Here is a 22,700-nt window from a genome sequence, read left to right on the forward strand (position 1 = left end):
TCAGCCGGGGAGGACGGACTCGATCGCCGCGCGGACCTCGGGGGCGTCGGGGGTGGTCATCGGACGGAACCGCGCGACGACGTCACCCTGGCCGCTCACGACCCACTTCTCGAAGTTCCAGGACACGTCGCCGCTCTTCCCGTCCATGTCGGGCGCGGCGGTCAGCTGCTGGAAGAGCGGGTGCGCGCCCTCGCCGTTGACGTCGACCTTCTCCGTCATGGGGAAGGTGACGCCGTAGGTGGCCGAGCAGAACTCCTCGATCTCCTCGGCGGTGCCCGGCTCCTGGCCCATGAACTGGTTGCAGGGCACGCCGACGACGGTGAAGCCGCGGGGCCCGAACTCCTCGTGCAGCGCCTCCAGCGCGGCGTACTGCGGGGTGAGACCGCACTTGCTGGCCACGTTGACCACGAGCGCCGGCTTGCCACCGGTCAGCTCGCGCAGCGTCGTCGTGGCGCCCTGGAGGGTGGTCACCGGCACATCGAGGAGATCGCTCATCCCCGCACCAGCAGCGTGGGGGCGCCGTGCATTCCGGCCGGGGCCCTACCGTGGCGATCGACCCGGGAGGTCCTGTGGAGTGGTTCCCCATCGTGCTCGCCGTGGCGGTGGTCGTCGCGACCGCGCTGTACCTGCGCCGGCGACGGCCGTCCCAGAGCTGGCCGGACGAGCTGCCCGACGGTCGGCTCGACCGGGGGCGCATCGACGGGCCCGACGCCCGGGGCGCGATCAGCAAGCACAGCTGGATGCTCGGTGGCGGGGGCAGCGGAGGCTGATCGGCCGGCGGTCATTCCAGCGCGCTGAGGTCGTCGGGGACGTCGACCGCGTGCTGACGCAGCGCCTCGATCGGCACGATCTCCAGCGCACGCTCGTTCGTGGCGGCCAGGACGACGCCCGCCGCGGCCCCCGCCTGGTAGGCCTGCAGCCAGCGGACGGCGACGACGCACCAGCGGTCACCGGGGCGCAGGCCGGGGAAGCCGTACTCGGGCCGGGGCGTGGACAGGTCGTTGCCGAGCTCGCGCTGCATGGCGAGGAACTCGGTCGAGACCACGGCGCAGACGGTGTGCGAGCCCAGGTCCTCCGGACCGGTGGCGCAGTGACCGTCCCGGTAGAAGCCGGTGACCGGGTCGACGCCGCACGGTTCCAGCGGTCCGCCCAGCACGTTCCGCTCGCTCGGGGGCATGCGCGCTCCTGTGTCCGCCGGGGCACGCCGTGGCCGGCGCCCTCACAGGATGGCAGGGTGCTGCCGTGAGTGACGTCCTCTGGCAGCCCTCCCCCGAGAGGGTGCGCAGCACGCGGATCGCCGCGTTCGCGGAGTGGGTGGCGCAGCGGCGGGAGCTCTCCTTCGGGGACCCGGTCGACTACGACGCCCTCTGGCGCTGGTCGGTGGAACACCTGGACCAGTTCTGGGGCGACCTGGCGCGCTGGACCGGGGTGCTCGACGTCCCCGACGACCGCGTGCTGACCCGGCGGGAGATGCCCGGCGCCGAGTGGTTCCCCGGGACGACGGTCAACTACGTCGAGCAGGTCTTCCGGCAGAGCACCCCCGACCACCCGGCGATCATCGCCACGGCGGAGGACACCGAGCCGGTCGAGATCTCCTGGGACGGGCTGCGCGGGCAGGTGGGGGCCTTCGCCGCCACGCTCCGCCGGCTGGGTGTGGGCCCCGGCGACCGGGTGGGCGGCTACCTGCCGAACGTGCCCGAGGCGGTGGTCGCCTTCCTGGGCGCGGCCTCGGTGGGGGCGGTGTGGTCGGCCTGCGCGCCGGACTTCGGCACCCGCGCCGTCCTCGACCGCTTCGCCCAGATCGAGCCCACCGTGCTGGTCGCCGTCGACGGGTACCGGTTCAACGGCCGCGAGTTCGACCGGCGCGACGTCGTCGCCTCCCTGCGGGAGGCCCTGCCCAGCGTGCGGACGACGATTTCGGTGCCGCGGCTCTTCCCCGGCGAACTCCCCGACGGGGCGCTGGCCTGGGCCGACGCCGTCGCCGACGTGCAGGAGCCCGAGTTCGAGCCGACGGCCTTCGACCACCCGCTGTGGATCGTCTACTCCTCGGGCACCACCGGGCTGCCCAAGGGCATCGAGCACGGCCACGGCGGCGTGGTGCTCGAGCAGCGCAAGTCCGCCGAGCTGCACATGGACGTCGGCGCCGGTGACCGGTTCTTCTGGTACGCCTCCACCGCCTGGATCATGTGGAACATCGCGACGTCGACGCTGCTCTCGGGCTGCACGCTCGTGGTGCACGACGGCGCACCGGCGTACCCCGCGCCCGACGCGCAGTTCGCGCTGGCGGCCCGCACCGCCATGACCTACCTGGGCACGAGCGCGGGCTACCTGTCCGCCTGCGAGAAGGCGGGGCTGCGGCCGGGGGAGCAGCACGACCTCTCCGCGCTGCGCGGCATCGGCTCCACGGGCTCACCGCTGCCCGCCGCGGCGTTCCGCTGGGTGTACGACGCGGTGGCCGACGACGTGCTGCTCGGCTCGCTGTCCGGCGGCACCGACGTCGCCACCGGGTTCATCGGCAGCTCGCCGCTGCTGCCGGTGACGGCGGGGGAGCTGCAGCGCCCGATGCTCGGCGTCGCCGCCGCCGCGTGGTCCCCCGACGGCGAGCCGGTGACCGGTGAGCTGGGCGAGCTGGTGATCACCGAGCCGATGCCCTCGATGCCGCTGCGGTTCTGGAACGACCCCGACGGTGAGCGGTACCGCGCCGCCTACTTCGAGCCGTGGCCCGGGGTGTGGCGGCACGGCGACTGGATGGAGATCACCGAGCGCGGCACCTGCGTGATCACCGGTCGCTCCGACTCGACGTTGAACCGCGGCGGCGTGCGCATGGGGACGGCGGACATCTACGCCGCGGTCGAGTCGGTGCCCGAGGTGCTCGACTGCGTCGTCCTCGGGGTGGAACAGCCCGACGGCGGCTACTGGATGCCGTTGTTCGTCCAGCTGGCGCCCGGCGTGGAGCTGACCGACGAGCTGGTCACGCGGCTACGGGCGGTGATCCGCGAGCAGGCCTCGCCCCGGCACGTGCCCGACGAGATCCTCGCCGTCCCGGCGGTGCCGCACACCCGCACCGGCAAGCGCCTGGAGGTGCCGCTCAAGCGGCTGTTCCAGGGCGTGGACCCGGCGAAGGCCGTGAACGTGGGCACCGTCGACGACCCCGCCGCGGTCCAGCACTACGTCGCGCTGGCGCGCGAGCGCGCTAGCTCCTGAACGGGCCGCGCAGGGCCGCCCACTGCAGCAGCATGATCGTCTTCGCATCGGTGATGCGGCTGTCGTCGATCATCGCGAGCGCCTCGTCGAAGGGCAGCTCGACGACCTCGATGTCCTCGCCCTCGTCCTCCAGCCCGCCCCCGGCGGATGTGCGGTCGGCGGGGGAGTAGGGCGCCGCGTAGAAGTGCAGCCGCTCGGTGACCGAGCCCGGGCTCATGAACACGTCGAACACGTGCTGCACCTCCCCGAGCGTGATGCCGAGCTCTTCCTCCGCCTCGCGCCGGATCGCGACCTCGGGGGCGTCGTCGTCGAGCAGCCCGGCGGCCGCTTCGAGGAGCAGGCCGTCGGGATGGCCGTTGACGTAGACGGGATAGCGGAACTGCCGGCTGAGCAGCACCGTCCGCCGCTCGACGTCGTAGGGCAGCAGCGTCGCGCCGTTGCCGCGGTCGTAGGTCTCCCGCTGCTCGGTCACCCATTCGCCGTTGCTGCGCCGGCGTTCCAGGGTCGTCCGGCGCAGCACGTGCCAGGCAGCGGCCAGCAGCTCGACGTCCTTCACGACGACGTCGGGGTTGCCGGTCAGGTCGCGGCCCATCTGGTCCAGCCCGGTGCGGCCGCGGAAGTCGGGGACGTCGATGCCGGGAGTGCTCACGCGGTCGATCATGCCGGGTGAGGCTGGTCACCTGCGCGGATGACCGCGCCCTGCGGGGGCACGGTGCAGCCACCAAGGTGAACGGAACATCCGCCGTCCAGGAGGGCCGACCGACGATGACGTCGAGCGCCAGCACCGAAGAGACCGAGACCCTGCTGCCCCCGCCCCCGGTGCTGCTGCCCCCGTGGCACACGCCCGAGCGCGAGGAGCTCCAGCTGCAGGCGCGCCGGTTCGCGATGGACGAGGTGCTGCCGGTCGCCAACGAGATCGACCCGCAGAAGGGCACGATCCCGGCGTCGCTGCTGGGCCGGCTGGCAGACCTCGGCTATTTCGGCATCACCGTGCCCGCCGAGCAGGGCGGCATGGGGCTCGGCGTCTTCGAGTACTGCATGGTCAGCGAGGAGCTGGCGCGCGCCTGGATGTCGACGGCCAGCATCCTGGCCCGTTCCCAGGGGCTGGGGACGGCGGTGCCCGACGCCGACCGGCGCGAGGAGCTCAACCGTCGCAGCGCCCGCGGCGAGTGGATCGGGGCGATCGCGCTGTCCGAACCCGACGCCGGGTCCGACCTGGCCGGCGTCTCCACCCGCGCCGTCCTGGAGGGCGACGAGTGGGTCGTCACCGGCCACAAGCGCTGGTGCGGCAACGCCGAGGCGGCCGACTTCATCCAGGTGCTCGTGCGCGAGCGCGATCCGGAGGAGGGGGAGTCCCGCTCCGCGGGGCTGATCAACCTGCTGCTGGAGAAGGAGCGGGGCGAGTTCCCGGAGGGTCTGTCCGGGCACCCGATCGACAAGATCGGCTACCACGGCTTCCTGACCTGGGACCTCACGTTCGACGGCGTCCGCATCCCGAAGGACAACATCATCGACGAGGCCAAGGCGGCCCGCGAGGACAGCGGCGAGGAGGGCGAGGCGGCCAAGCAGGCCGGGTTCGCCGAGGCGCAGAAGTTCCTGAACACCGCCCGGGTGCACACCGCCGCCCGGGCCGTCGGCCTGGCCCGCGCCGCGCTGGAGGACTCGATCCTCTACCTGCAGGAGCGCGAGCAGTTCGGCCACCCGATCGGCGACTTCCAGGCGCTGCGGTTCGCCGTCGCGGAGATGGCCGCGCAGATCGAGCAGGCCCGGGCGTTCTATCGCCAGGTCGCCCACCTCATCGACCTGGGCATGCCGGTGGCCAAGGAGGCCTCGATGGTGAAGCTGGAGGCGACCGAGATGTCGGTGCGGGTGACCAACCAGGCCATGCAGCTGCACGGCGGCAACGGTTACACCACCGAGCGGCAGGTGGAGCGGCACTGGCGCGACGCGCGGCTGACCACGATCTTCGAGGGCACGAGCGAGATCCAGAAGCGGATCATCAGCGACCGCCTCCTGCCCCGTTCGCCTCTGAGCTGACGTCGCCTGCGCCGCCCTTCGTGCACGAACCGTCGTCTCCGGACGTCGGGGACGACGGTTCGTGCACAAAACGTCGCTCAGGTCAGGCGGATGGGCATCAGCAGGGTGACGTCGCCGGGGCGGGCAGGGTCGCGCAGCGCCAGCGGGGCGAGCGGGCCGTCGAGGTCGAGGACCAGCTGCCCGGCGCCCTCGGCGTCCAGGGCCTGCAGCAGGAACTCCCGGTTCACGCCCAGCTCGACGTCGCCCAGGGTGAGCACGGTGGCGGTCTCCTCGGCGCCGTCCGGTCCGGTGGGCACCGTGCGCGTGGGCGCGGCGTCCAGCTCCTGGCGGAACCGGGCGACGTCGACGTCCACCTGGTGGCTGCCGCTCTCGCGCACGAGCGGCCGGTAGTCGGGAAAGTCGGCGTCCACCCGCCGCCCGCCCAGCACTCGGCCGCCGGCCTCGACAGTGAGATCCGGACCCTCCACGCGCACGGTGGCCGGGCCGGACGCGGTCAGCGCGAGCAGGTCGTCGACGAGCGCGACCGGGAGGATCGCGCTCACCGCCGGGCCGTCCAGTTCGGCGGTCAGCGTGCGCACCGCCAGCCGGTAGCGGTCGCTGGCCACGACGCGGACGCCGTCCTCGCCGGCGTCCAGCAGCACACCGGAGAGCATGGGCAGTTCCGGATCAGTGCCGACGGCGGAGCGCACGGCGCGCAGGCCGTCGATCAGGGCGGTGGACGTGGTGCGGACGACGGTCATGGCGCTCTCCTGGGCCAGTAGGGATCGGGCGTGGAGGAGCTCACGGCGGGCGTCTGCCAGGCCGTCCTCCAGGCGCCTGAGGTGCGCCTCGAGGACCGCGTCGACGACGGCCGGGTCGTCCCGGTGCTCGATCACCCGGCGGATGTCGGCGAGGGGCATGCCCACCCTCCGCAGCCGGGCCACGAGCCGGGCGACGAGCACCTGGTCGTCGCTGTACCAGCGGTAGGAGCTGTGCGGGTCCACGTGCGCGGGCACCAGCACGCCCGCGCCGTCGTAGAACCGCAGCGCGCTCACCGTCAGGCCCGACTCCCGGGCCAGCCGGCCGATCCCCCGCATGCGTTCCTCCACGTCCGTCACCGTCGGGCCTCGACCGGGTCGAGGGTCAAGGGTCCACGAACGGGTGAGGAACCCGGGGCGTGAGGGGTGAATCCTCCGGCCCACCGCCGAACCGACGTGTCGTCGTCCGCGGCCGTGCACCGCCCGGACACCTGGGTTCCCCACCCTGCCGCATGTCCGGGCCCGTCCAGGGCCCTCCGGCACGCGAGGTGTCGTCGTGACCACTGCCCTGTCACTCTCCCCGCTCCTCCCCCGCTACCGCACCGCCCTCGCCACCACCGGCGCCGAGGTCGAGGCCGCGCAGCGGCTGCGCTACGACGTCTTCGTCCGGGAGTGCGGCGCCCGGCTGCTGGACCCGCGCGCCGCCGCCGGGCTGGATGCCGACGAGTGGGACGAGCACTGCGACCACGTGCTCGTCCACGACGACACCACCGGGGCCGTCGTCGGCACCTACCGCCTGCTCCCGCCGGAACGCGCCGCAGGTCTGGGGCGCGGCTACTCCGACGGCGAGTTCGACCTGTCCGCGCATGCCGCACTGCGGCCCGACCTCGTGGAGGCCGGCCGCAGCTGCGTGCACCCCGACCACCGCACCGGCGCCGTCGTCTCGCTGTTGTGGGCGGGCGTGACCCGTTACGTGCTGGGAGGCGGCTACCGCTACCTGGGGGGCTGCGCCTCCATCCCCCTGGCCGACGGCGGCGCGACCGCGGCGGGCGTCTGGGACGAGGTCCGCGAACGCCACCTCGTGCCCGAGGCGCTGCGGGTGGTGCCGCACGTGCCCTTCGACACGGCGACGCCGGCGCGCCCCGCCCGGCTCGAGATGCCCCCACTGCTGCGTGCCTACCTCCGCATCGGGGCGCACGTGTGCGGCCCGCCGGCGCTCGATGCGGACTTCGGCACCGCGGACCTCTACGTGCTGCTACGGATGGCCGACGTCGCCCCGCGGCTGCTGCGCCGCCTGGCGGCACAGTCGTGAACGCCCCGGTGCACGCCTGGTTCCCCACGTCGGACTGCACCTCCGGGTGCGTGGACGCGCCGCCTCAGCAGGCCGGGCGGGCAGCCCGCGCGCGGCGGTGGACCGGGCTGGCGACGGCGCTGACCGGTGCCGCCGCAGGTTCCCCCGACGCCGCCGCCCGAGCGCTGGCCGCGCTGGGTGTCCAGGTGAGGGTGCTGCCGCCGTCGGTGCCGTGGCGGGCGGCGGGCGAGGGGCCGGCGCCGCTGGTCGTGGCCAACCACGTCTCCTGGCTCGACGACGTGGCGCTGATGGCGGTCTTCCCGGCCCTGCGTCCGGTCGCGAAGGCGGAGGTGGGCACCTGGCCCGTGATCGGCGGGGCGGCCCGGCGGTCGGAGGCGGTGTTCCTCGACCGCGGCAGCCTGCGCCGGCTGCCGGGCACGGTGGCCCAGGTCGCCGACCTGCTCCGCAGCGGCATCCCCGTGCTGGTGCACCCCGAGGGGACGACGAGCTGCGGAACGGCCCTGCGCCGCTTCCGCCCGGCGATGTTCCAGGCCGCGATCGACGCCGGCGCCCCGGTCTGCCCGGTCGCCCTGCGCTACCGGACGCCCGAGGGGCCCACCGCCGCCGCCGGCTACCTGGGCGGCGACTCGCTGGGCCGCAGCCTCCGGCGCGTCGTCGGGACCCGGGAGCTGGTGCTCGAGCTGCACCAGCTCGCTCCGCTGCACCCGGGCGGGGACCGGCGCAGCCTGGCCGCCCTCGCCGAGTACGCGGTCGCCACGGCGGTGGGCGTGCAGGCGCGCCCCGGGACGGCGCACCGTCCGGTCGCGCCCCGGCCGGCCGAGCGCGCGGACCTGGTGACCCGGTGACCGACCGCGGGGCGATGGTCGCGGGGCTGAAGGTCGCCGTGGTGGCGGAGACCTTCAGCCCGGCGGTCAACGGGGTCGTCAACTCGGTGCTCCGCGCCGTGGACCATCTCGCGGTGCGTGGCCACCAGGCGGTCGTGGTGGCGCCGAGCGGCGAGTCCTACCAGTCCCGCTGCGGCGCCCAGGTGGAGGTGGTGACCGTCCCGTCCATGCGGTTGCCGCGGTACCGCAGGCTGGCACTGGCCAGGCCGGGGACGGAGATGGCCTCCGTGCTCGCCCGCCTGGCGCCCGACGTGGTGCACCTCGCCTCTCCGGCGGTGCTCGGTGCGGCAGCCGGGCGCGCCGCGCGGGAGCTGAGCATTCCCTCGGTCGCGGTCTTCCAGACCGATCTGGCTGCCTTCGCGCGGCTCTACCGGGTTCCCGGGGGTCCCGCCACCGCCTGGCGGGTGCTCCGCTCGGTGCACGGAGCGGCGGACCTCACGCTCGCGCCGTCAACGGTGAGTGCCGCAATGCTGCGGCGGCACGGCATCGGGCCCGTGGCGCTGTGGGCCCGCGGCGTGGACCTCACCCAGTTCACCCCGGGACGGCGCGACGAGGACCTGCGCCGGGAGTGGGCGCCGGGCGGGGAGCTCGTCGTCGGGGTGGTCGCCCGGCTCGCGGTGGAGAAGCGGCTGCACCTGCTGGCTGCCGTCGCGCGGCTGCCCGGCGTGCGGCTGGTCGTGGTCGGCGACGGGCCGCGGGCCGCGCAGCTGGCCCGCGCGATGCCGGAGTCGGTGTTCCTCGGGCAGCGCACCGGCGCGGAGCTGGGCCGCATCGTCGCCTCCTTCGACCTGTTCGTGCACCCGGGCGCCGACGAGACCTTCGGCCAGGCCGTCCAGGAGGCCCTGGCCGCCGGGGTGCCGGTCGTCGTCGCGGCGTCCGGGGGACCGCTGGACCTCGTGCGGCACGGGGAGAACGGGTGGCTGTGGGCCGGGGACGATCCGGCGGTCCTCGCCGCCATGGTCGCCGGGCTGCGGGACGACCGGCCGTCCCTGACCGCCGCAGCGGACCGCGCGCGGACCTCGGTGGCGCACCGCACGTGGGCGCGGATGGGCGACGAGCTCATCGAGCACTACCGCGCGGTCCTCCCGGGTGCACCGGAGCCGGACTCGTCGATGAGCGCGTCGTGGTGCGCTGCTCAGAGCCGCAGCACGCGGGCCTCCCAGGGGCGCAGCTCGTCGCCGGCGTCGGGCAGATTGCCGAGCACCAGGTCCGCGCCGATGGCCTCGGGCAGCAGTGTCGCCAGCCCGTAGGGCGTGCGGGAGAGGTTGCAGACGACGAGAAGCGTGACGCCGTCCAGCGAGCGGGTGAACGCGTACACGTGCTCGTGCTCGGCCAGCAGCATGCCGAAGTCGCCCATCGCCACGACGGGGAGCTCGTGCCGCAGCGCGTGCAGCCGCCGGTAGTGCGCGAGCACCGACGACGGGTCGGTGCGCTGGGCGTCGGCGTTCCACTCCACGTGGTCGGGGTTGACGGCCAGCCACGGCGTGCCGGTGGTGAAGCCGGCGTGCGGAGAGGCGTCCCACTGGACCGGCGTGCGCGCGTTGTCCCGGCTCATCGTCCGGAGCGCGGCCAGCACCTCGTCCGCGTGGGCGCCGGCGGACACGGCCTGCACGGAGTGGTTGAGCGATTCGACGTCGGCGAACTCCTCCAGCGAGCGGAACGGGTAGTTCGCCATCCCGAGCTCCTGGCCCTGGTAGACGTACGGCGTCCCGCGGTGCAGGTGCAGCAGGGTGGCCAGGCAGGTCGCCGAGTCACGCCGGAACTCCGGGGAGTCGTCCCCGAAGCGGGAGACCGCCCGCGGCTGGTCGTGGTTGTCCCAGTAGAGCGAGTTCCACCCCACGTCGGCCAGCCCCGCCTGCCAGCGGCCGAAGGAGGCTTTCAGGTCGCGCATCCGCAGCGGGTGGACGTCCCACTTCGACGTCCCGTGGTCCAGGCCCACGTGCTCGAACTGGAACACCATGTCCACCTCGGCCCGGGCCGGATCGGTGAACAGCCGCGCCTGCTCCACGGTCACGCCGGGCATCTCGCCGACGGTGAGGAACGCTCCGTTCCGTCCGGCGAACACCTCGCGGTGCATCTCCTGCAGGAACTCGTGGATCCGCGGCCCGCACAGGAACGATCCGAAGCCGCTGCCCAGCGACGAACCGGGCAGCGGCGGGCCGTCGCGCAGCGAGCCGTCCGGGGCGACGTCCTTGCTGATCATGTTGATGACGTCCATGCGGAACCCGTCGACCCCGCGGTCGAGCCACCACCGCATCATCTCGTACACCGCGTGCCTGACCTGCGGGTTCTCCCAGTTCAGGTCGGGCTGCCGGCGGTCGAACAGGTGCAGGTAGTACTCGCCGCTGGCCTCGTCGAGCTGCCAGACGGGCCCGGAGAAGAACGACTGCCAGTTCGTCGGCTCCGCGCCCGGATCGCCCGCCGCCATGCCGGGCCGCGGCGGCCGCCACCAGTACCAGTCGCGCTTGGGGGAGTCCTTCGACGAGCGGGACTCCACGAACCAGGGATGCGCGTCGCTGGTGTGGTTGACGACCAGGTCCATCAGCAGCTTCATCCCGCGCGCGTGCAGCGCCGCGATCAGCTCGTCGAGCTGGGCCAGGGAGCCGAAGAGCGGGTCGATGTCCTGGTAGTCGCTGATGTCGTAGCCGTTGTCGGCCTGCGGCGACGGGTAGACCGGCGAGAGCCAGAGGACGTCGACGCCGAGGTCGGCCAGATGGTCCAGGCGCTGCAGGATGCCGCCGAGATCACCGATCCCGTCGCCGTTCGAGTCCATGAACGAGCGCGGGTAGACCTGGTAGACGACCGCTCGCGTCCACCAGGCCTCCCCGCTGTGCTGAGGCGGGACGGTCACCCGCCCAGCCCAGCACGTCCCGGGGGTCAGTGCCAGTCGCTGATCAGCACATCGCGCGGGTCCGGCGCGCCCGTCCCCGTCTCCAGCAGCTGCTTGAGGCTGACCAGGTACGTGGCCCACTTGGTGCTGCAGTGGGACATGAACTCGACCGGCTCGCGCCAGCCCTCGTGCCGGAACAGCACGATGGTCCAGTCGCCGTCCTGGCGGACGTCGAAGCGGACCTCGGTGCCGATCCACTCCTCGGGCCCGCCGACGACCTCCCAGCGGACCAGCCGGCCCGGATCGAGCTCGACGACCTCCATGTCGATCCCGCCGGGCCCGAACCGGAACTCGATGACGCCGCCGGGATCGGTGTCCCCGGTGGTCTTCTCGGCCCACCAGCCGGACAGTCCGTCCAGCGTGGTGAGCGCGTCGTACACCCGCTGCGGCGACGAGTGCTCGACGCCGACGCGGTGGAGGATGTCTGCCATCTCCGTGGTCCCCTCTACTGCTTCTTCTCCGTGGATTGCTGTCCGTTCTCGTCCGCGCGGCGCTGGATCGTCTCGGCGATGCGCTTGATGCGGTGCAGGCGGGCGTCCCAGGCCGCGCCGACGTCGGCGAGCTGGGCGACCGCCCGCTCGAGCTGCTCGGGATCGACGCGGAACTGCTTCTCCCGGCCGATGGCGGTGGCATGCACGAGCCCGACCCGGTCGAGGACGACGAGGTGCTTGGCCACTGCCTGGCGCGTCACGGGAAGGTGCTCGCTCAGGCTGGTCGCCGTTCCGCCGCCCTCGCTCAGCAGCAGGTCGAGCATCCGCCGACGGGTCGGGTCGCCGATCGCCGACCAGAGGTCGTCGTCCACCATCGCGGTCAGGCGCTCGCCCCGAGGCGGGCGGCGTACGCGGTGAGCCGGGGCAGGTAGTGGTCCCACCCGGTGACGTGGTCGGCGTGCTCGGCGGCGGCCTTGGCCTCGTCCCAGCCGCGCTCCCGGAAGCCGCTCTCGGTCATCCGCAGCCGCGTCCCGCTCCCGGCCGGCTCGAGCTCGAAGACGACGAGCATCGAGTTGTCGGGAGCGGCGACCTCACCCTCGGCGTGCGTCCAGCGGAAGGAGAAGAGCCGGTGGGGGACGGCGTCGACCACGGTGAACTGCACCCAGGTGCCGCCGTCCACCGGGTCGCCGAAGCAGATCCGCCCGGCGCCACCGGGCACGACCGGGTACTCCGCCTCGTCGGGCCACCACTCGCGCACGTGCTCGGGGTTGCTCACCACGTCGAAGACCATCTCCGGTGAGGCGTCGATGTGGAGCTCGCGCTCGATCGTTCCATGTTCCATGTCCCTGCCACCCTTCTGCAACGTTTGGTTGCAGGTGACGGTAGACCGGCTCACCCATCAGCGCAACCATCAGTTGCGCGAAGTGGCGAAGGGCGGGATCAGCCCTGCGGGAAGCCGTGGTGCACGGCCTCGACGTTGTTGCCGTCGAGGTCGCGGAAGAAGACGCCGTAGTAGCCGGGGTGGTACTCCGGCCACACGCGGGGCTCGTGCAGGATCTCCGCGCCCGCCTCCCGCGCCGCGGCGAACACGGCGTCGACGGCGTCGCGGGACGGCGCCGCCAGCGCCAGGTGCACCGGGCGGCTGCCCGGTCCCTCGAGCGGCGAGGTCCACAGCTGCGGCTGACCGGCCGGCCCCGCCAGGCCGATCACCGGACCGTGCGGGGTGTCGTACCGCATCATCTCGCGGACGCCGCACGGCGCGAAGACCCGCTCGTAGAAAGCCGCCGCCGCCGCGGCGTCGGCGCACTGCAGTCCCAGGTGGTCGATCATGGCCGGACCGTAGCGACGGGGACCGACATCCGGCAGCCTGCGCGACGCCCTCCGATGAGAACCGGGGCGGCTGCCCGTCGTACTGCTGACGGCGCGCGACGACGCGCCACCCAGCCGGCCGAACCGGCCGCAGACCGAGGAGACCTCCCGTGCGCATGATCTTCATCAACCTCCCCGTCGCCGACCTGGCCCGGGCCAAGGCCTTCTACGGCGGCCTCGGGTTCGGCTTCGACGAGCAGTTCAGCGACGAGCGGACGGCGTCGGTCGTCATCAGCGAGCAGATCGTCGCGATGCTCCTGACCCGCGACCGCTTCGCCGACTTCGTGCCCGGCGGTGCCGTGGGCGACCCGGCCCAGGCGACGACGGTGATCAACGCCGTGTCCGTCGATTCGCGCGACGAGGCCGACGACATGCTCGCCCGCGCCCTGGCCTCCGGCGGCAAGCCGTGGCAGCCGGCCCAGGATCACGGCTTCATGTACGGCACCAGCTTCACCGACCCGGACGGGCACGTCTGGGAGACCATGTGGATGGACCCGTCTGCGGTGCAGTGACCGCCCGGGCGACCTGCTCCGCGCGCTGATTGGATGGGTCGCGGCGCCGGGAGAGCCTCGGCGCAGGAGGGAGCACCGTGGCCGAGCTGCAGCGACCGGACGTCGAGCCGCCGACCGGACCCGCCCCCGACGACCTGGTGATCGAGGACCTCGTCGTCGGCGACGGTCCGGAGGCCAAGGCCGGCGACCTGATCAGCGCCCACTACGTCGGTGTCACCCACGACGGCGGCGAGCAGTTCGACGCCTCCTGGGACCGCGGCGACCCGCTGGAGTTCCGCCTCGGCGTCGGCATGGTCATCCAGGGCTGGGACGAGGGCATGACCGGCATGAAGGTCGGCGGACGGCGCCGGCTGACCATTCCGCCGCACAAGGCCTACGGCGAGCGCGGTGCCGGCGGCGTCATCAAGCCCGGCGCGACGCTGGTCTTCGTCGTCGACCTGGTGGGCGTCCGCTGAGCCGAGGCGGGGGGACCTGCGTCGTCCCCCCGCCGCTCGGGTGTCAGGCGGTAGCTCCAGTCGGCGACCAGCACCTCCCACGCGCCGGCCTGGACGCCGTCGAGCGCAGCCCGGGCCGCGACCACGCGTCGCCACCGCCTCTTGCCCTGTCCGGGTACGCGCCGAGTGCGATATGTGCACGAACCGTCGTCCGCGGGCGCCCGGGACGACGGTTCGTGCACGAACGGCGAGGAAGGGCCCCCGGAATGCTCGCAAGTTCGTCGAAGTTGCGACGGGCATGCGCGTAGAGGTCTGGTCCGACGTCGTCTGTCCGTGGTGCTACGTCGGCAAGCGCCGGCTGGAGACCGCTCTGGAGCGGTTCCCTCACCGCGACCAGGTCGAGGTCGTCTGGCGTTCCTTCCAGCTCGACCCCACTGTCCCCGAGGGCGAGACGCACCCGACGCTGCCGGCGCTGGCCGCCAAGTACGGCGTCCCGGTCGAGCAGATGCGCGAGAACATGCGCGGGCTCGAGGAGACGGCGGCCGCCGAGGGGCTGGAATACCACCTGGCCGACGGCGTCAGCGGCAACACCCTCCTGGCCCACGAGCTGCTGCACCTGGCCGCCGAGCACGGCAAGCGCAACGAGCTCAAGGAGCGCCTGCTGCACGCCTACTTCGAGGAGCAGCGCTCGGTCTTCGACGTCGAGTCGCTCGTGCCGCTCGCCGTCGAGGTGGGCCTGGACGAGGCCGAGGTTCGCGAGGCCCTGACCGACCGACGCTTCCGCGGGGCGGTCAGCGAGGACAGCGCGACGGCGATCGAGCTCGGTGCGCGGGGCGTCCCCTTCTTCGTCGTCGACCGGAAGTACGGCGCCGCCGGTGCTCAGCCCGCCGAGCAGCTGCTGCAGATCCTCGAGCGCGCGTGGGCGGACGCGAACCCGCTCATCACGGTTCCGGCCGCCGACGGCTGCACCGACGACACCTGCGCCGTCTAGCGAGGTGTGCGTTTCGTGCACATTCCGTCGCCGGGGCCCGCCCGGGACGACGGAATGTGCACATGCGTGAGCGGCGAACGTCAGCCCATCAAGCGGGTCGCCGCGCGGAGGGCCTTCTCGGCGTCGGCGGTGAGCTCGCGGACGACGTCGGTCGCCGAGCGCTCCGCCGTCACCAACCCCACCGCCTCGCCGGCGTAGAGCGGGGCGTGCGCCGGGTCCCCGGTGCGCCGCCCCTCCACCACGAGCCGGCGCGCGGCGTCGTCGTCCACCAACTCGTCCTCCCGCCCGTGCCACGCCTGCGAGAAGTCGTTGACCAGCGCACGGCCGGGCCACCGCTCGGGCCACGGGATGCCCTCCGCCACGTCGAAGGCCCGGGTCAGCACCGTCTCGTCCCCGCTTGTCTCCCGAATCCGCTGCCGGGCCGCAGCGCCGTTGAGCCCCTCGGTGCACGACAGCAGCGCCGTGCCGATCCAGACGCCGGCCGCTCCTGCGACGAGCATCCCGGCCATGGCGCCGCCCGTGGCAATCCCCCCGCCGGCGACGACAGGCCGGTCGGTGAGGGTCAGGACCTCCTGCAGGAGCGGCAGCAGCGCCCGCTGACCGGTGTGCCCACCGGCCTCGGTGCCCTGGGCGACCAGGACGTCGACACCCGCCTCGAGCGCCCGGTGCGCGTCGGCGACGGTGTTCACCTGCGCCACGACCGCGATCCCCGCATCGTGCAGCGGGCCGACGTAGGGCTCCGGGTCGCCGAAGGACATCGACACCAGGCTCGGCTTCGCGGCGACCGTCGCCTCGAACAAGTCCGGCCGGTCGGCCAGCGTCCAGATCATCAGCCCGACGCCGAACGGCAGCTCGGCCTCGGCTGGGATCGCACTCTCCGACGTCACGAAGTCGGCGCTGTGGCGCCCGCTCACGCCGATCATCCCCAGCCCGCCGGCCCGCGAGACGGCCGCGGCCAGCTCGCCGCCCGAGACCCCGGCCATCGGTGCGCCGATGACCGGTGTCGTGAGGTCGAACCAGCGGGTCAGCGGCGTGCGGATCACGGACCCATCGTGCCCTCGCGAGCGAGCCGGCGGTGTCAGGCCTGCTGGGGTGCAGGCCTCCTCGTGACGGCGGACCGCAGCATCGCCGGGACGATCCGGCGGTGGAAGGGGCGGACGAGTGCGAAGTAGAGCCGTCCGGGAGCGCCGTGGAAGGTCACCGTCGTCGTGAGCTGGAGGGACTCCGCCGCACCGCCGGACTGCAGCAGACGCAGGCTGACGCGGAAGTCCAGGTGCCGGTCGTCCAGACCCATGAGCACCTCGTGCTCACGACGGCCCAGCACCGGGAAACCCTCGAGCGTCTCGGCCCCCCAGGCTCCGCGCAGGCCCAGCGGGCGCACGAGGAGGTCGCGCAGTCGCAGCAGTCGTCGGACGATCACCGGTGGGGAGCCGAAGAGGAGCCGTCGCCAGACGTCGATGTCGGTGGACGCGCCAGGGGGCAGCGCGACGGTGAACGAGTCGGCGACGTCCGGTACGGCCCCGGCGAGCAGGCCGTCGGTGGGCGGTGCCGCGGCCTGGACGCGGCCGGCCCGGCGGTTCAGCCCGGCCATCCGGCGGAGCAGACGGACGTAGGGCGACCAGGGTGTGCGCTGCCGGCCGGGCTCGAACCGCTCGTGCACGCGGTCGAAGGCGTCCTCGACGACGGCGTCGTGGATGGAGCGGATCACCAGGGGCCACAGCAGGCGGGTGGCGCCGAGTGCACGGGCGGTCAGGTCGTGGCGCAGCAGCACGCCACCGCGCCGGGGCTGCACGTCGAAGGTGTGGGTGCCCTCGAGGCCGCAGGCGGGGTCGAACCGGAAGACGACGCGGCGACCGGGCTCGTACGTCTGGACGTCGTAGCGGATGTCGCTGTGCCCGCCGACGGCGCCCTCGCCCAGCGGGCGGTCGAGTTCCATCGGCCACCAGAGGCCGCGCGGCCAGACGGCGTCGTCGACGCCACCGAGGGTGTCGAGGAGAGCGCCTACGGCGTGCGGCGATGCCGGGACGAAGCGTTCGTGGACGTTGTGGACCTGCACGGGAACCACCTTCCATACGGGACCGTATGGCCCGTCCGTACGGTACCGTACGGAAGGTGGTGCGGGAACGGCTGGACCGGGACGTCTGGGTGCGCGCAGCGCTGGACGTCATGGGGGAGCGTGGCGTGGCCGGCCTGGCCATCGAGCCGCTGGCGAGGTCGCTCGGCACCACGAAGGGCAGCTTCTACTGGCACTTCCGCGACCGCGAGGACCTCATCGAGGCGGCCCTCGAGCGGTGGGAGAACCAGGAGACCGACGCGGTCATCGCCATGCTCGGGCCCCTGGCCGACGGGGCCGCCCGCCTGCGGGAGCTGCTCACCGCGATCTTCCTGACCCATGCGGATGCGTCCGACCACAGCGTCGGACTGGCGGCCGACGTCGGTCATCCGGCGGTGCAGGACGTGCTCGGCAGGGTGACGCGCCGCCGCATCGACTACGTCGCCGACCAGTTGGTGGCCGCGGGCATCGACGCGGAGGAGGCCGGGCATCGTGCGGTTTTGGCCTACACCTCGTACCTCGGCTGGTCGACGATGATGCGGAGCGCCCCTGGGGCGCTCCCCCCGCGGGAGCGGACCGCATCGTTCGTCGACTCCGTGATGCGTCTGCTCATCAGCTGAGCCGCGCACATCCGCCCGGCAGCCCGGGCGTGCGTGGAGCGCCCGCCCTACTGGGTGGCGGGGCCGCCCTGGTCCGTGCCCTGCAGGCGCCCCAGGAACTCGTGGCAGCGCTTCGCCCGCGCGGAGTCCTGCTCCATCACCTCGCGGAAGAAGCTGGCGACGTCGTCCAGGCCGGCGTTCTCGGCGTCCCGGACGTACTGGCCGTAGTCGTGCCCGGCCTTGAGCGAGTGGTACTGGACGGAGACGAGGTCGTAGAAGACGTCCTCGAAGCCGGTCTCTCCGGTGGCCATGGGTCCTCCTCGGGGGATCGACGGTGGGCCCGCGGGATACCCGTGCGGGACCGATCCGTCACATCTCCGCGCGGGTCACTACGGGACGGTGTAGCCGGTGTCGTCGTCGGCAGCGGACAGCTCGTCCTCGCCGGAGGTGACGGGGTCGTCGGCGGTGGAGGCGAGGTCCTCACCCTGGCCCATGGCTCCCGGATCGGCCTGCAGGGTGCGGGGGTCGTTGAGCGGGTCGGGGGTGTCGGGATCGGTGACGGTCATGCGCACCCGCATGCCCCGACGGGCGGTGCGGGAACCGCTGGTCCTCGCGTAACCGATGTGTTACGCATATCCCGTGGACGCGCTCGCAGCTCTCGCCGACCCGGTCCGCCGGGAACTGGTGGGGCTGCTGGCGCAGGGGGAGGTGCCCGCCGGCGAGCTGGCCGACCGCTTCCCCGTGAGCCGGCCCGCGATCAGCCGGCACCTCCGGGTGCTGCGGGAGGCAGGCCTGGTCACCGTGCGCGCCGAGGGGAAGCGGCGCCTCTACGCGCTCGACCCCACGCCGCTGCGCGAGCTCGACGACTGGCTGGAGCCCTATCGCGACCTGTGGGCCTCCCGGCTGGACGCGCTGGACACCGAGATCGCCCGCGGTCGGCGGGCGCGGAGGAACGGAGAACCCGCATGAGCGAGGACCTGGAGACGCGGCGAGGCATCGTCACACGGCTGGACGACGGGCGGCAGCGGCTGGAGTTCCGCCGCTCGTGGCCCGACCCGGTGGACGACGTCTGGGCGGCGCTCACCGAGCCCGACCGCATGGCCCGCTGGATCGGCACCTACGACGGGGAGCGCGCCGTGGGCGGCACCGGCACCTTCACCATGACGCACGAGGAGCAGCCGACGGGCGAGCCGATGCGCATCGTGGCGTGCGACCCGCCGCGACGGCTGGTCGTCGAGTGGGTGCAGGAGGACACCGACGCCTGGCGGGTCGACCTCGACCTCACGACCGAGGGCGACCGCACCGTGCTGCGGTTCGTGCAGGTGTTCGGCGCCGAGGCCGACGTCACCGACTTCGCCATGGGCTGGCACTGGTACCTCGAGAAGTTCGGCGCGGAGGTGGCCGGCACACCCGTCCCGGGGGAATGGGAGGCCTTCCTCGCCCAGGTCGGGCCCGCGTACGGCCGCGACTGAGCCGGGCGGCCCCCGGATCCCCCCGGAGGGGGCGCGATAGCGTGCCCGGGATCCGGCCGCCGACAACGGCGTCGGCGGTTGGATCGGCCTCCGCCTCGCGGGCCGGCTCGACCGGTGTCCGCGCCCCGGGTCGGTTAGCGTTGGAGAGCCGCAACCCGTTCGACGGAGGCTCTTCCCCACGTGGCGAATCCCTACCTGCAGGTCCTGCGCACGCCGCACGCCCTGCCCATGGTGCTGGCCGCCTTCATCGGCCGGCTGCCGCTCTCCATGGTCGGTCTGGGATGCGTCCTCCTCGTAGCGGCCGAGACGGGCTCCTACGGCCTGGGTGGCGCCGTGGCCGCGGTGGGGGCCGTGACGACGGCGGTGGCCGGCCCCTTCGTCGGCCGGCTGTCCGACGCGCACGGGCAGCGCCGGGTACTGCTGCCGGTGCTGGCGGTCTTCGTCGCCTCGGGCAGCACGTTCCTGGTCGCCGTCCGCCAGGACTGGCCGCTCCTCGTCGTCTTCGTCACCGCGGGGCTGGCCGGGGCCTGCCTGCCGCCGGTCTCCTCGATGATCCGCGTGCGATGGACCCATCTGCTGCGCGGCAGCCACCGGCTGCCCACCGCGATGGCCATGGAGTCCGTCGTCGACGAGATGGTCTTCGTGCTCGGGCCGGTGCTCGTCACGATCCTGTCGACCACCGGGCACGCGACGGCCGGCCTGGTCACCGCCTTCGTCCTCGCCACGGTGGGCAGCCTGCTGTTCGCCGCGCAGCGCCGCACCGAGCCGGTGCCCACCGCGCACGAGCACCGCGTCCTCACCTCGGCCATGCGGTGTGACGGGCTCAAGGTCCTGTTCGTCGTGGCCGCCGGCGTGGGCACCGTCCTCGGCACCCTGCAGATCTGCCTGGTCGCGTTCGCCGACGAGCTGGGACAGAAGCCGATGACCGGCGTCCTCATCGCGGGGCTCGCGGTCGGTTCGATGATCAGCGGCATGGGGTGGGGAGCCGTCCACTGGCGGTTGCCCCTGCGCCACCGGCTGGCCGGCGTGCTGGTGCTGCTGACCGTGCTCAGCGCCCCGCTGATGCTCGTCCGGGACGTCTGGCTGATGGTGCCCTTCGTGGTGCTCGCCGGCATCGCCGTGTCGCCGGTCCTGATCAGCGCCTTCACCCTCGCCGAGCAGCTCGTGCCGCGGGCCGCCGTCACCGAGGCGTTCACCTGGATCGGGACGGCGCTGGCCCTCGGCGTCGCCGTCGGCGCGTCCGTCTCGGGCAAGGTCGTCGACATCTCCGGGGCCAACGCTGCCCTGTCGGTCGCCACCGTGGCCGCCGCGATCGCCGCGGGCGTCGTCGCGCTGACGCAGCGGGCGCTGCACGTGCCCGCCGAGCACGCCTCCGCCCCGGCGCTCGCGCGCTGACCGGAGGACACCGGGTGGACGAGCGGTACGAGATCCCCGGGGCGCTCGTCCACGACCGGACGGTGACCGTCCCGCTGCACTGGAGCGCGGGCGAGGGTGCCGGCATCGAGGTGTTCGTCCGCGAGCTGGTGCACCCCGGGAAGAGGGACCGCGACCTGCCGCTGCTGCTGTTCCTCCAGGGCGGCCCCGGTGGCAAGTCGCCCCGGCCGACCCGGGGTGGCTGGATCGCCCGTGCGCTGCAGGACTACCGCGTGGTGCTCCTCGACCAGCGCGGCACCGGCCGCAGCTCCCGCGTCACCGGGGCCGTCGTGCAGCGCTTTCCCGACGCCCGGGCCGCGGCCGACCACCTGCTCGCCTTCCGCGCCGACTCGATCGTGGCCGACGCCGAGCACGTCCGCGCCACCCTCTACGGCGGACGGCGCTGGACGACGCTGGGGCAGAGCTACGGCGGCTTCCTCACGCTGACCTACCTGTCCCGGGCACCGCACGGGCTGGAGCGCTGCCTCATCACCGGCGGGCTGCCCGCCCTGCACCCCGACGCGCGGGAGCTCTACCGGCGCACCTACCCCCGCGTGGCCGCCAAGGTCCGGCGCTTCTACGAGCGCTACCCCGGCGACGTGGCGCGCAGCGGCGCGGTCGCCGACCGGCTCGCGGCCGCACCCGTGCCTCTCCCGGACGGCGACGTGCTGTCGGTGCGCCGCCTGCAGACCGTCGGGCAGGTCCTGGGCAGCCAGGCCGGGGCCGAGGAGCTGCACTGGCTGCTCGAGGAGGCCCTCGACGACGGCGCCACGAGCGGCCTGTCGGACACGTTCCTCGACCAGGTCGCCCACCGGACCTCGTTCTGGGACAACCCCCTCTACGCGGCTCTGCACGAGAGCATCTACGCCTCCGGCCCCGGCGCGACGGCGTGGGCGGCCGAGGCGGAGCGCGGCCCGGAGTTCGACGGAGACGTCCGTCCGCTGCCGTTCACCGGCGAGATGACCTACCCGTGGATGTTCGACGAGATCGCCCCGCTGCGGCCCTTCGCCCCGGCCGCGCACGCGCTCGCAGCCCGGGAGAACCTGCCGGAGCTGTACGACCCGGCGCGGCTGGCGGCCAACGAGGTGCCGGTCGACGCGGCGGTGTACTTCGACGACATGTACGTCGACACGGACCTGTCGCTGGAGACCGCCGCGGCCGTCGGCAACGTGCGCACCTGGGTGACCAACGAGTTCGAGCACGACGGCCTGCGCACCGGGGACGTGCTCGACCGGCTGCTCGGCCTCCGGTACCGATGACCCGGCCCCGGCCGGCTCCTGGGGGCGGGCGGCGGCTGGGCGTCGCGCCCGAGCGGCTGGGCAGGTGGCTCGACGGCGTCGCGGAGCGGCACGGCCCCTTCACCGACGTCCGCACGGACGACGACGGCACGGTCCGGCTCACCTGCGCGGACACGACGACGGTCGTGCTGCGCGCTCCGTTCGGCTGGACGCCGGAGCAGCCCGTGCTCGCAGGATTCACCGCGGCCGCCCGTGCCGACCGGACGGCGGCGGTCCTGCTCGTCCGACGCGGCCGATGGGCGGTCGGCGTCTTCGCCGGGGAGCGGCTGGTGGTGTCCAAGGTCGACGCGCGCCAGGTGCAGGGGCGGACGGCGGCCGGCGGGTGGTCGCAGCAGCGGTTCGCCCGCCGTCGCGGCCACCAGACCGACGCCGTCGTCGGCTCGGCCGCGGACACCGCGGCCCGCGTGCTGCTCCCGCATCTCGCCGATGTCGTCGCGCTGTTCACCGGTGGGGACCGGGGGCTGGTCGACGAGGTGCTGGCCGACCGGCGGCTGGCCGGGCTGGCCGCGCTGCGCCGGGAGCCGCACCTGGACGTCGGTGAGCCCACCAAGGCGGTGCTCCTGGAGACGCCGGCGCAGCTGCGTGCCGTCGAGGTGACGATCGTGGAGCCGGCCGACCGCTCCTGACGGGAACCGTGCCCCGATGGACGCATTGGTCCGGAATGGCGGAAAAGTGTCCGGCGCCACTCCGTGGCAGTGGCCCCCGACACTTTCCGGCATTCGAGTGAGCAGTGTCTCACGCATTTCCGGGAGTCATCCCCGCCATTCTGCGTTATCACTAAAGCAACACCCCAGCGTGGCCGATGAAGACCGCGACCACGGACAACTCGTCAGGAGACAGTCATGGGAACGCACACCGCTCACAGGCCCAGCACGCTCGGCAACATCCCGATGAGCTTCGCTCCGATGCTCTTCGCGGACCCGTCCTACCTCGAGGCCGACCGCGCCCCGATCGGCGCCGCGCAGGGCGACGGCGTGCGCTTCATCGCCCGCCTGGGACGCATCCTCCGCGCCCACAGCTGAGCCATTCCGCCCTCGCTGGACGAGGGCCGCGATAACGACGCGG

Annotated in this window: 29 protein-coding genes; 16 read left to right on the forward strand and 13 right to left on the reverse strand. The window is 73.4% G+C overall.

The window, feature by feature from the left end:
- Nucleotides 1–495 carry a glutathione peroxidase gene (locus tag BLS70_RS13645; RefSeq protein WP_091768858.1) on the reverse strand — a complete coding sequence of 165 codons (495 nt, stop codon included), beginning with the start codon at nucleotides 493–495 and terminating at the stop codon, nucleotides 1–3.
- A 74-nt stretch (nucleotides 496–569) separates the two neighbouring features.
- Between BLS70_RS13645 and BLS70_RS13650 the strand changes: the two genes are divergently transcribed.
- The gene (locus tag BLS70_RS13650) at nucleotides 570–770 is read left to right on the forward strand and encodes a hypothetical protein (RefSeq protein WP_091768861.1); all 201 of its coding nucleotides are present in this window, start codon (nucleotides 570–572) and stop codon (nucleotides 768–770) included.
- Nucleotides 771–781: 11 nt separating this feature from the next.
- Here BLS70_RS13650 and BLS70_RS13655 read toward each other — a convergent pair whose 3' ends face one another.
- A complete protein-coding gene (locus BLS70_RS13655) occupies nucleotides 782–1,177 on the reverse strand; it encodes a DUF2237 family protein (protein ID WP_091768864.1) in 396 nt (131 codons plus the stop codon).
- A 65-nt stretch (nucleotides 1,178–1,242) separates the two neighbouring features.
- On the opposite strand from BLS70_RS13655, the gene BLS70_RS13660 reads away from it, so the two are divergent.
- The gene (locus BLS70_RS13660) at nucleotides 1,243–3,204 is read left to right on the forward strand and encodes an acetoacetate--CoA ligase (RefSeq protein WP_091768867.1); all 1,962 of its coding nucleotides are present in this window, start codon (nucleotides 1,243–1,245) and stop codon (nucleotides 3,202–3,204) included.
- Here the strand turns inward: BLS70_RS13660 and BLS70_RS13665 are convergent.
- Nucleotides 3,194–3,853, reverse strand: coding sequence for an NUDIX domain-containing protein (locus BLS70_RS13665; protein WP_255362463.1), 660 nt, complete (start codon nucleotides 3,851–3,853; stop codon nucleotides 3,194–3,196). The two genes, BLS70_RS13660 and BLS70_RS13665, sit on opposite strands and share 11 nt — an antisense overlap.
- Before the next feature lie 116 nt (nucleotides 3,854–3,969).
- Here BLS70_RS13665 and BLS70_RS13670 point away from each other — a divergent pair, with 116 nt between their 5' ends.
- Nucleotides 3,970–5,241: an acyl-CoA dehydrogenase family protein gene (locus BLS70_RS13670; RefSeq protein ID WP_091768873.1), complete on the forward strand. Its 1,272-nt coding sequence runs from the start codon at nucleotides 3,970–3,972 to the stop codon at nucleotides 5,239–5,241.
- A gap of 77 nt (nucleotides 5,242–5,318) precedes the next feature.
- Here the strand turns inward: BLS70_RS13670 and BLS70_RS13675 are convergent, their stop codons facing one another.
- Nucleotides 5,319–6,329: a DNA polymerase III subunit beta family protein gene (locus BLS70_RS13675; protein ID WP_218122415.1), complete on the reverse strand. Its 1,011-nt coding sequence runs from the start codon at nucleotides 6,327–6,329 to the stop codon at nucleotides 5,319–5,321.
- 205 nt (nucleotides 6,330–6,534) lie between these two features.
- Between BLS70_RS13675 and BLS70_RS13680 the strand changes: the two genes are divergently transcribed.
- Genes BLS70_RS13680 through BLS70_RS13690 form a run of 3 tightly spaced genes read left to right on the forward strand, consistent with a single transcriptional unit; the run spans nucleotide 6,535 to nucleotide 9,424 of the window.
- Nucleotides 6,535–7,290: a GNAT family N-acetyltransferase gene (locus BLS70_RS13680; protein ID WP_091768875.1), complete on the forward strand. Its 756-nt coding sequence runs from the start codon at nucleotides 6,535–6,537 to the stop codon at nucleotides 7,288–7,290.
- A 50-nt stretch (nucleotides 7,291–7,340) separates the two neighbouring features.
- The gene (locus BLS70_RS13685; RefSeq protein WP_143030416.1) at nucleotides 7,341–8,135 is read left to right on the forward strand and encodes a lysophospholipid acyltransferase family protein; all 795 of its coding nucleotides are present in this window, start codon (nucleotides 7,341–7,343) and stop codon (nucleotides 8,133–8,135) included.
- Nucleotides 8,132–9,424 carry a glycosyltransferase family 4 protein gene (locus BLS70_RS13690; protein ID WP_218122416.1) on the forward strand — a complete coding sequence of 431 codons (1,293 nt, stop codon included), beginning with the start codon at nucleotides 8,132–8,134 and terminating at the stop codon, nucleotides 9,422–9,424. The genes BLS70_RS13685 and BLS70_RS13690 overlap by 4 nt, the downstream gene beginning before the upstream one ends.
- Here the strand turns inward: BLS70_RS13690 and BLS70_RS13695 are convergent.
- From BLS70_RS13695 to BLS70_RS13715, 5 genes are all read right to left on the reverse strand, one after another.
- Nucleotides 9,310–11,025: a glycoside hydrolase family 13 protein gene (locus BLS70_RS13695; RefSeq protein ID WP_091768882.1), complete on the reverse strand. Its 1,716-nt coding sequence runs from the start codon at nucleotides 11,023–11,025 to the stop codon at nucleotides 9,310–9,312. The two genes, BLS70_RS13690 and BLS70_RS13695, sit on opposite strands and share 115 nt — an antisense overlap.
- A gap of 26 nt (nucleotides 11,026–11,051) precedes the next feature.
- Nucleotides 11,052–11,495, reverse strand: a complete 444-nt coding sequence (locus BLS70_RS13700; RefSeq protein WP_091768885.1) for an SRPBCC family protein — start codon at nucleotides 11,493–11,495, stop codon at nucleotides 11,052–11,054.
- A 14-nt stretch (nucleotides 11,496–11,509) separates the two neighbouring features.
- A complete protein-coding gene (locus BLS70_RS13705) occupies nucleotides 11,510–11,869 on the reverse strand; it encodes an ArsR/SmtB family transcription factor (protein WP_218122417.1) in 360 nt (119 codons plus the stop codon).
- A gap of 5 nt (nucleotides 11,870–11,874) precedes the next feature.
- Entirely contained in the window at nucleotides 11,875–12,336 is a 462-nt protein-coding gene (locus BLS70_RS13710) for an SRPBCC domain-containing protein (protein WP_091768888.1), read from the reverse strand.
- Nucleotides 12,337–12,434: 98 nt separating this feature from the next.
- Nucleotides 12,435–12,824 (reverse strand): VOC family protein, encoded by a 390-nt coding sequence (locus BLS70_RS13715; protein ID WP_091768891.1) that lies wholly within the window; start codon nucleotides 12,822–12,824, stop codon nucleotides 12,435–12,437.
- 155 nt (nucleotides 12,825–12,979) lie between these two features.
- Here BLS70_RS13715 and BLS70_RS13720 point away from each other — a divergent pair, with 155 nt between their 5' ends.
- The 3 genes from BLS70_RS13720 to BLS70_RS13730 all read left to right on the forward strand — a co-directional run bounded on the left by BLS70_RS13720 (nucleotide 12,980) and on the right by BLS70_RS13730 (nucleotide 14,800).
- On the forward strand, nucleotides 12,980–13,375 hold the full coding sequence (locus BLS70_RS13720; protein WP_255362482.1) for a VOC family protein: 396 nt from the start codon (nucleotides 12,980–12,982) through the stop codon (nucleotides 13,373–13,375).
- A 77-nt stretch (nucleotides 13,376–13,452) separates the two neighbouring features.
- Complete coding sequence (locus BLS70_RS13725; protein ID WP_091768897.1) at nucleotides 13,453–13,830, forward strand: FKBP-type peptidyl-prolyl cis-trans isomerase; 378 nt, start codon at nucleotides 13,453–13,455, stop codon at nucleotides 13,828–13,830.
- A gap of 277 nt (nucleotides 13,831–14,107) precedes the next feature.
- Nucleotides 14,108–14,800, forward strand: coding sequence for a DsbA family oxidoreductase (locus tag BLS70_RS13730; protein ID WP_091768900.1), 693 nt, complete (start codon nucleotides 14,108–14,110; stop codon nucleotides 14,798–14,800).
- 80 nt (nucleotides 14,801–14,880) lie between these two features.
- Here BLS70_RS13730 and BLS70_RS13735 read toward each other — a convergent pair whose 3' ends face one another.
- Both BLS70_RS13735 and BLS70_RS13740 read right to left on the reverse strand, forming a co-directional pair.
- The gene (locus tag BLS70_RS13735) at nucleotides 14,881–15,843 is read right to left on the reverse strand and encodes an NAD(P)H-dependent flavin oxidoreductase (protein WP_091768903.1); all 963 of its coding nucleotides are present in this window, start codon (nucleotides 15,841–15,843) and stop codon (nucleotides 14,881–14,883) included.
- 35 nt (nucleotides 15,844–15,878) lie between these two features.
- A complete protein-coding gene (locus BLS70_RS13740; protein WP_091768906.1) occupies nucleotides 15,879–16,856 on the reverse strand; it encodes a DUF2867 domain-containing protein in 978 nt (325 codons plus the stop codon).
- A gap of 56 nt (nucleotides 16,857–16,912) precedes the next feature.
- On the opposite strand from BLS70_RS13740, the gene BLS70_RS13745 reads away from it, so the two are divergent.
- Nucleotides 16,913–17,473, forward strand: coding sequence for a TetR/AcrR family transcriptional regulator (locus BLS70_RS13745; protein WP_176946412.1), 561 nt, complete (start codon nucleotides 16,913–16,915; stop codon nucleotides 17,471–17,473).
- 47 nt (nucleotides 17,474–17,520) lie between these two features.
- On the opposite strand, the gene BLS70_RS13750 is transcribed toward BLS70_RS13745, so the two are convergent.
- Complete coding sequence (locus BLS70_RS13750; protein ID WP_091768913.1) at nucleotides 17,521–17,763, reverse strand: acyl carrier protein; 243 nt, start codon at nucleotides 17,761–17,763, stop codon at nucleotides 17,521–17,523.
- Between the two features lie 78 nt (nucleotides 17,764–17,841).
- Complete coding sequence (locus BLS70_RS20820) at nucleotides 17,842–18,018, reverse strand: hypothetical protein (protein WP_176946413.1); 177 nt, start codon at nucleotides 18,016–18,018, stop codon at nucleotides 17,842–17,844.
- A 73-nt stretch (nucleotides 18,019–18,091) separates the two neighbouring features.
- Between BLS70_RS20820 and BLS70_RS13760 the strand changes: the two genes are divergently transcribed.
- The 6 genes from BLS70_RS13760 to BLS70_RS13785 all read left to right on the forward strand — a co-directional run bounded on the left by BLS70_RS13760 (nucleotide 18,092) and on the right by BLS70_RS13785 (nucleotide 22,657).
- Nucleotides 18,092–18,421 carry an ArsR/SmtB family transcription factor gene (locus tag BLS70_RS13760; protein WP_091768919.1) on the forward strand — a complete coding sequence of 110 codons (330 nt, stop codon included), beginning with the start codon at nucleotides 18,092–18,094 and terminating at the stop codon, nucleotides 18,419–18,421.
- A complete protein-coding gene (locus BLS70_RS13765; RefSeq protein ID WP_091768922.1) occupies nucleotides 18,418–18,924 on the forward strand; it encodes an SRPBCC family protein in 507 nt (168 codons plus the stop codon). Before BLS70_RS13760 ends, BLS70_RS13765 begins: the two co-directional genes overlap by 4 nt.
- Nucleotides 18,925–19,104: 180 nt before the next feature.
- On the forward strand, nucleotides 19,105–20,319 hold the full coding sequence (locus BLS70_RS13770; protein WP_091768925.1) for an MFS transporter: 1,215 nt from the start codon (nucleotides 19,105–19,107) through the stop codon (nucleotides 20,317–20,319).
- Between the two features lie 14 nt (nucleotides 20,320–20,333).
- Entirely contained in the window at nucleotides 20,334–21,596 is a 1,263-nt protein-coding gene (locus BLS70_RS13775; protein ID WP_091768928.1) for an alpha/beta fold hydrolase, read from the forward strand.
- The gene (locus BLS70_RS13780; protein WP_091768932.1) at nucleotides 21,593–22,261 is read left to right on the forward strand and encodes an acVLRF1 family peptidyl-tRNA hydrolase; all 669 of its coding nucleotides are present in this window, start codon (nucleotides 21,593–21,595) and stop codon (nucleotides 22,259–22,261) included. Before BLS70_RS13775 ends, BLS70_RS13780 begins: the two co-directional genes overlap by 4 nt.
- 216 nt (nucleotides 22,262–22,477) lie before the next feature.
- Nucleotides 22,478–22,657: a hypothetical protein gene (locus BLS70_RS13785; protein WP_091768935.1), complete on the forward strand. Its 180-nt coding sequence runs from the start codon at nucleotides 22,478–22,480 to the stop codon at nucleotides 22,655–22,657.
- Nucleotides 22,658–22,700: the final 43 nt, after the last annotated feature.

Source organism: Blastococcus aurantiacus (assembly GCF_900102425.1).
GTDB lineage: Bacteria > Actinomycetota > Actinomycetes > Mycobacteriales > Geodermatophilaceae > Blastococcus > Blastococcus aurantiacus.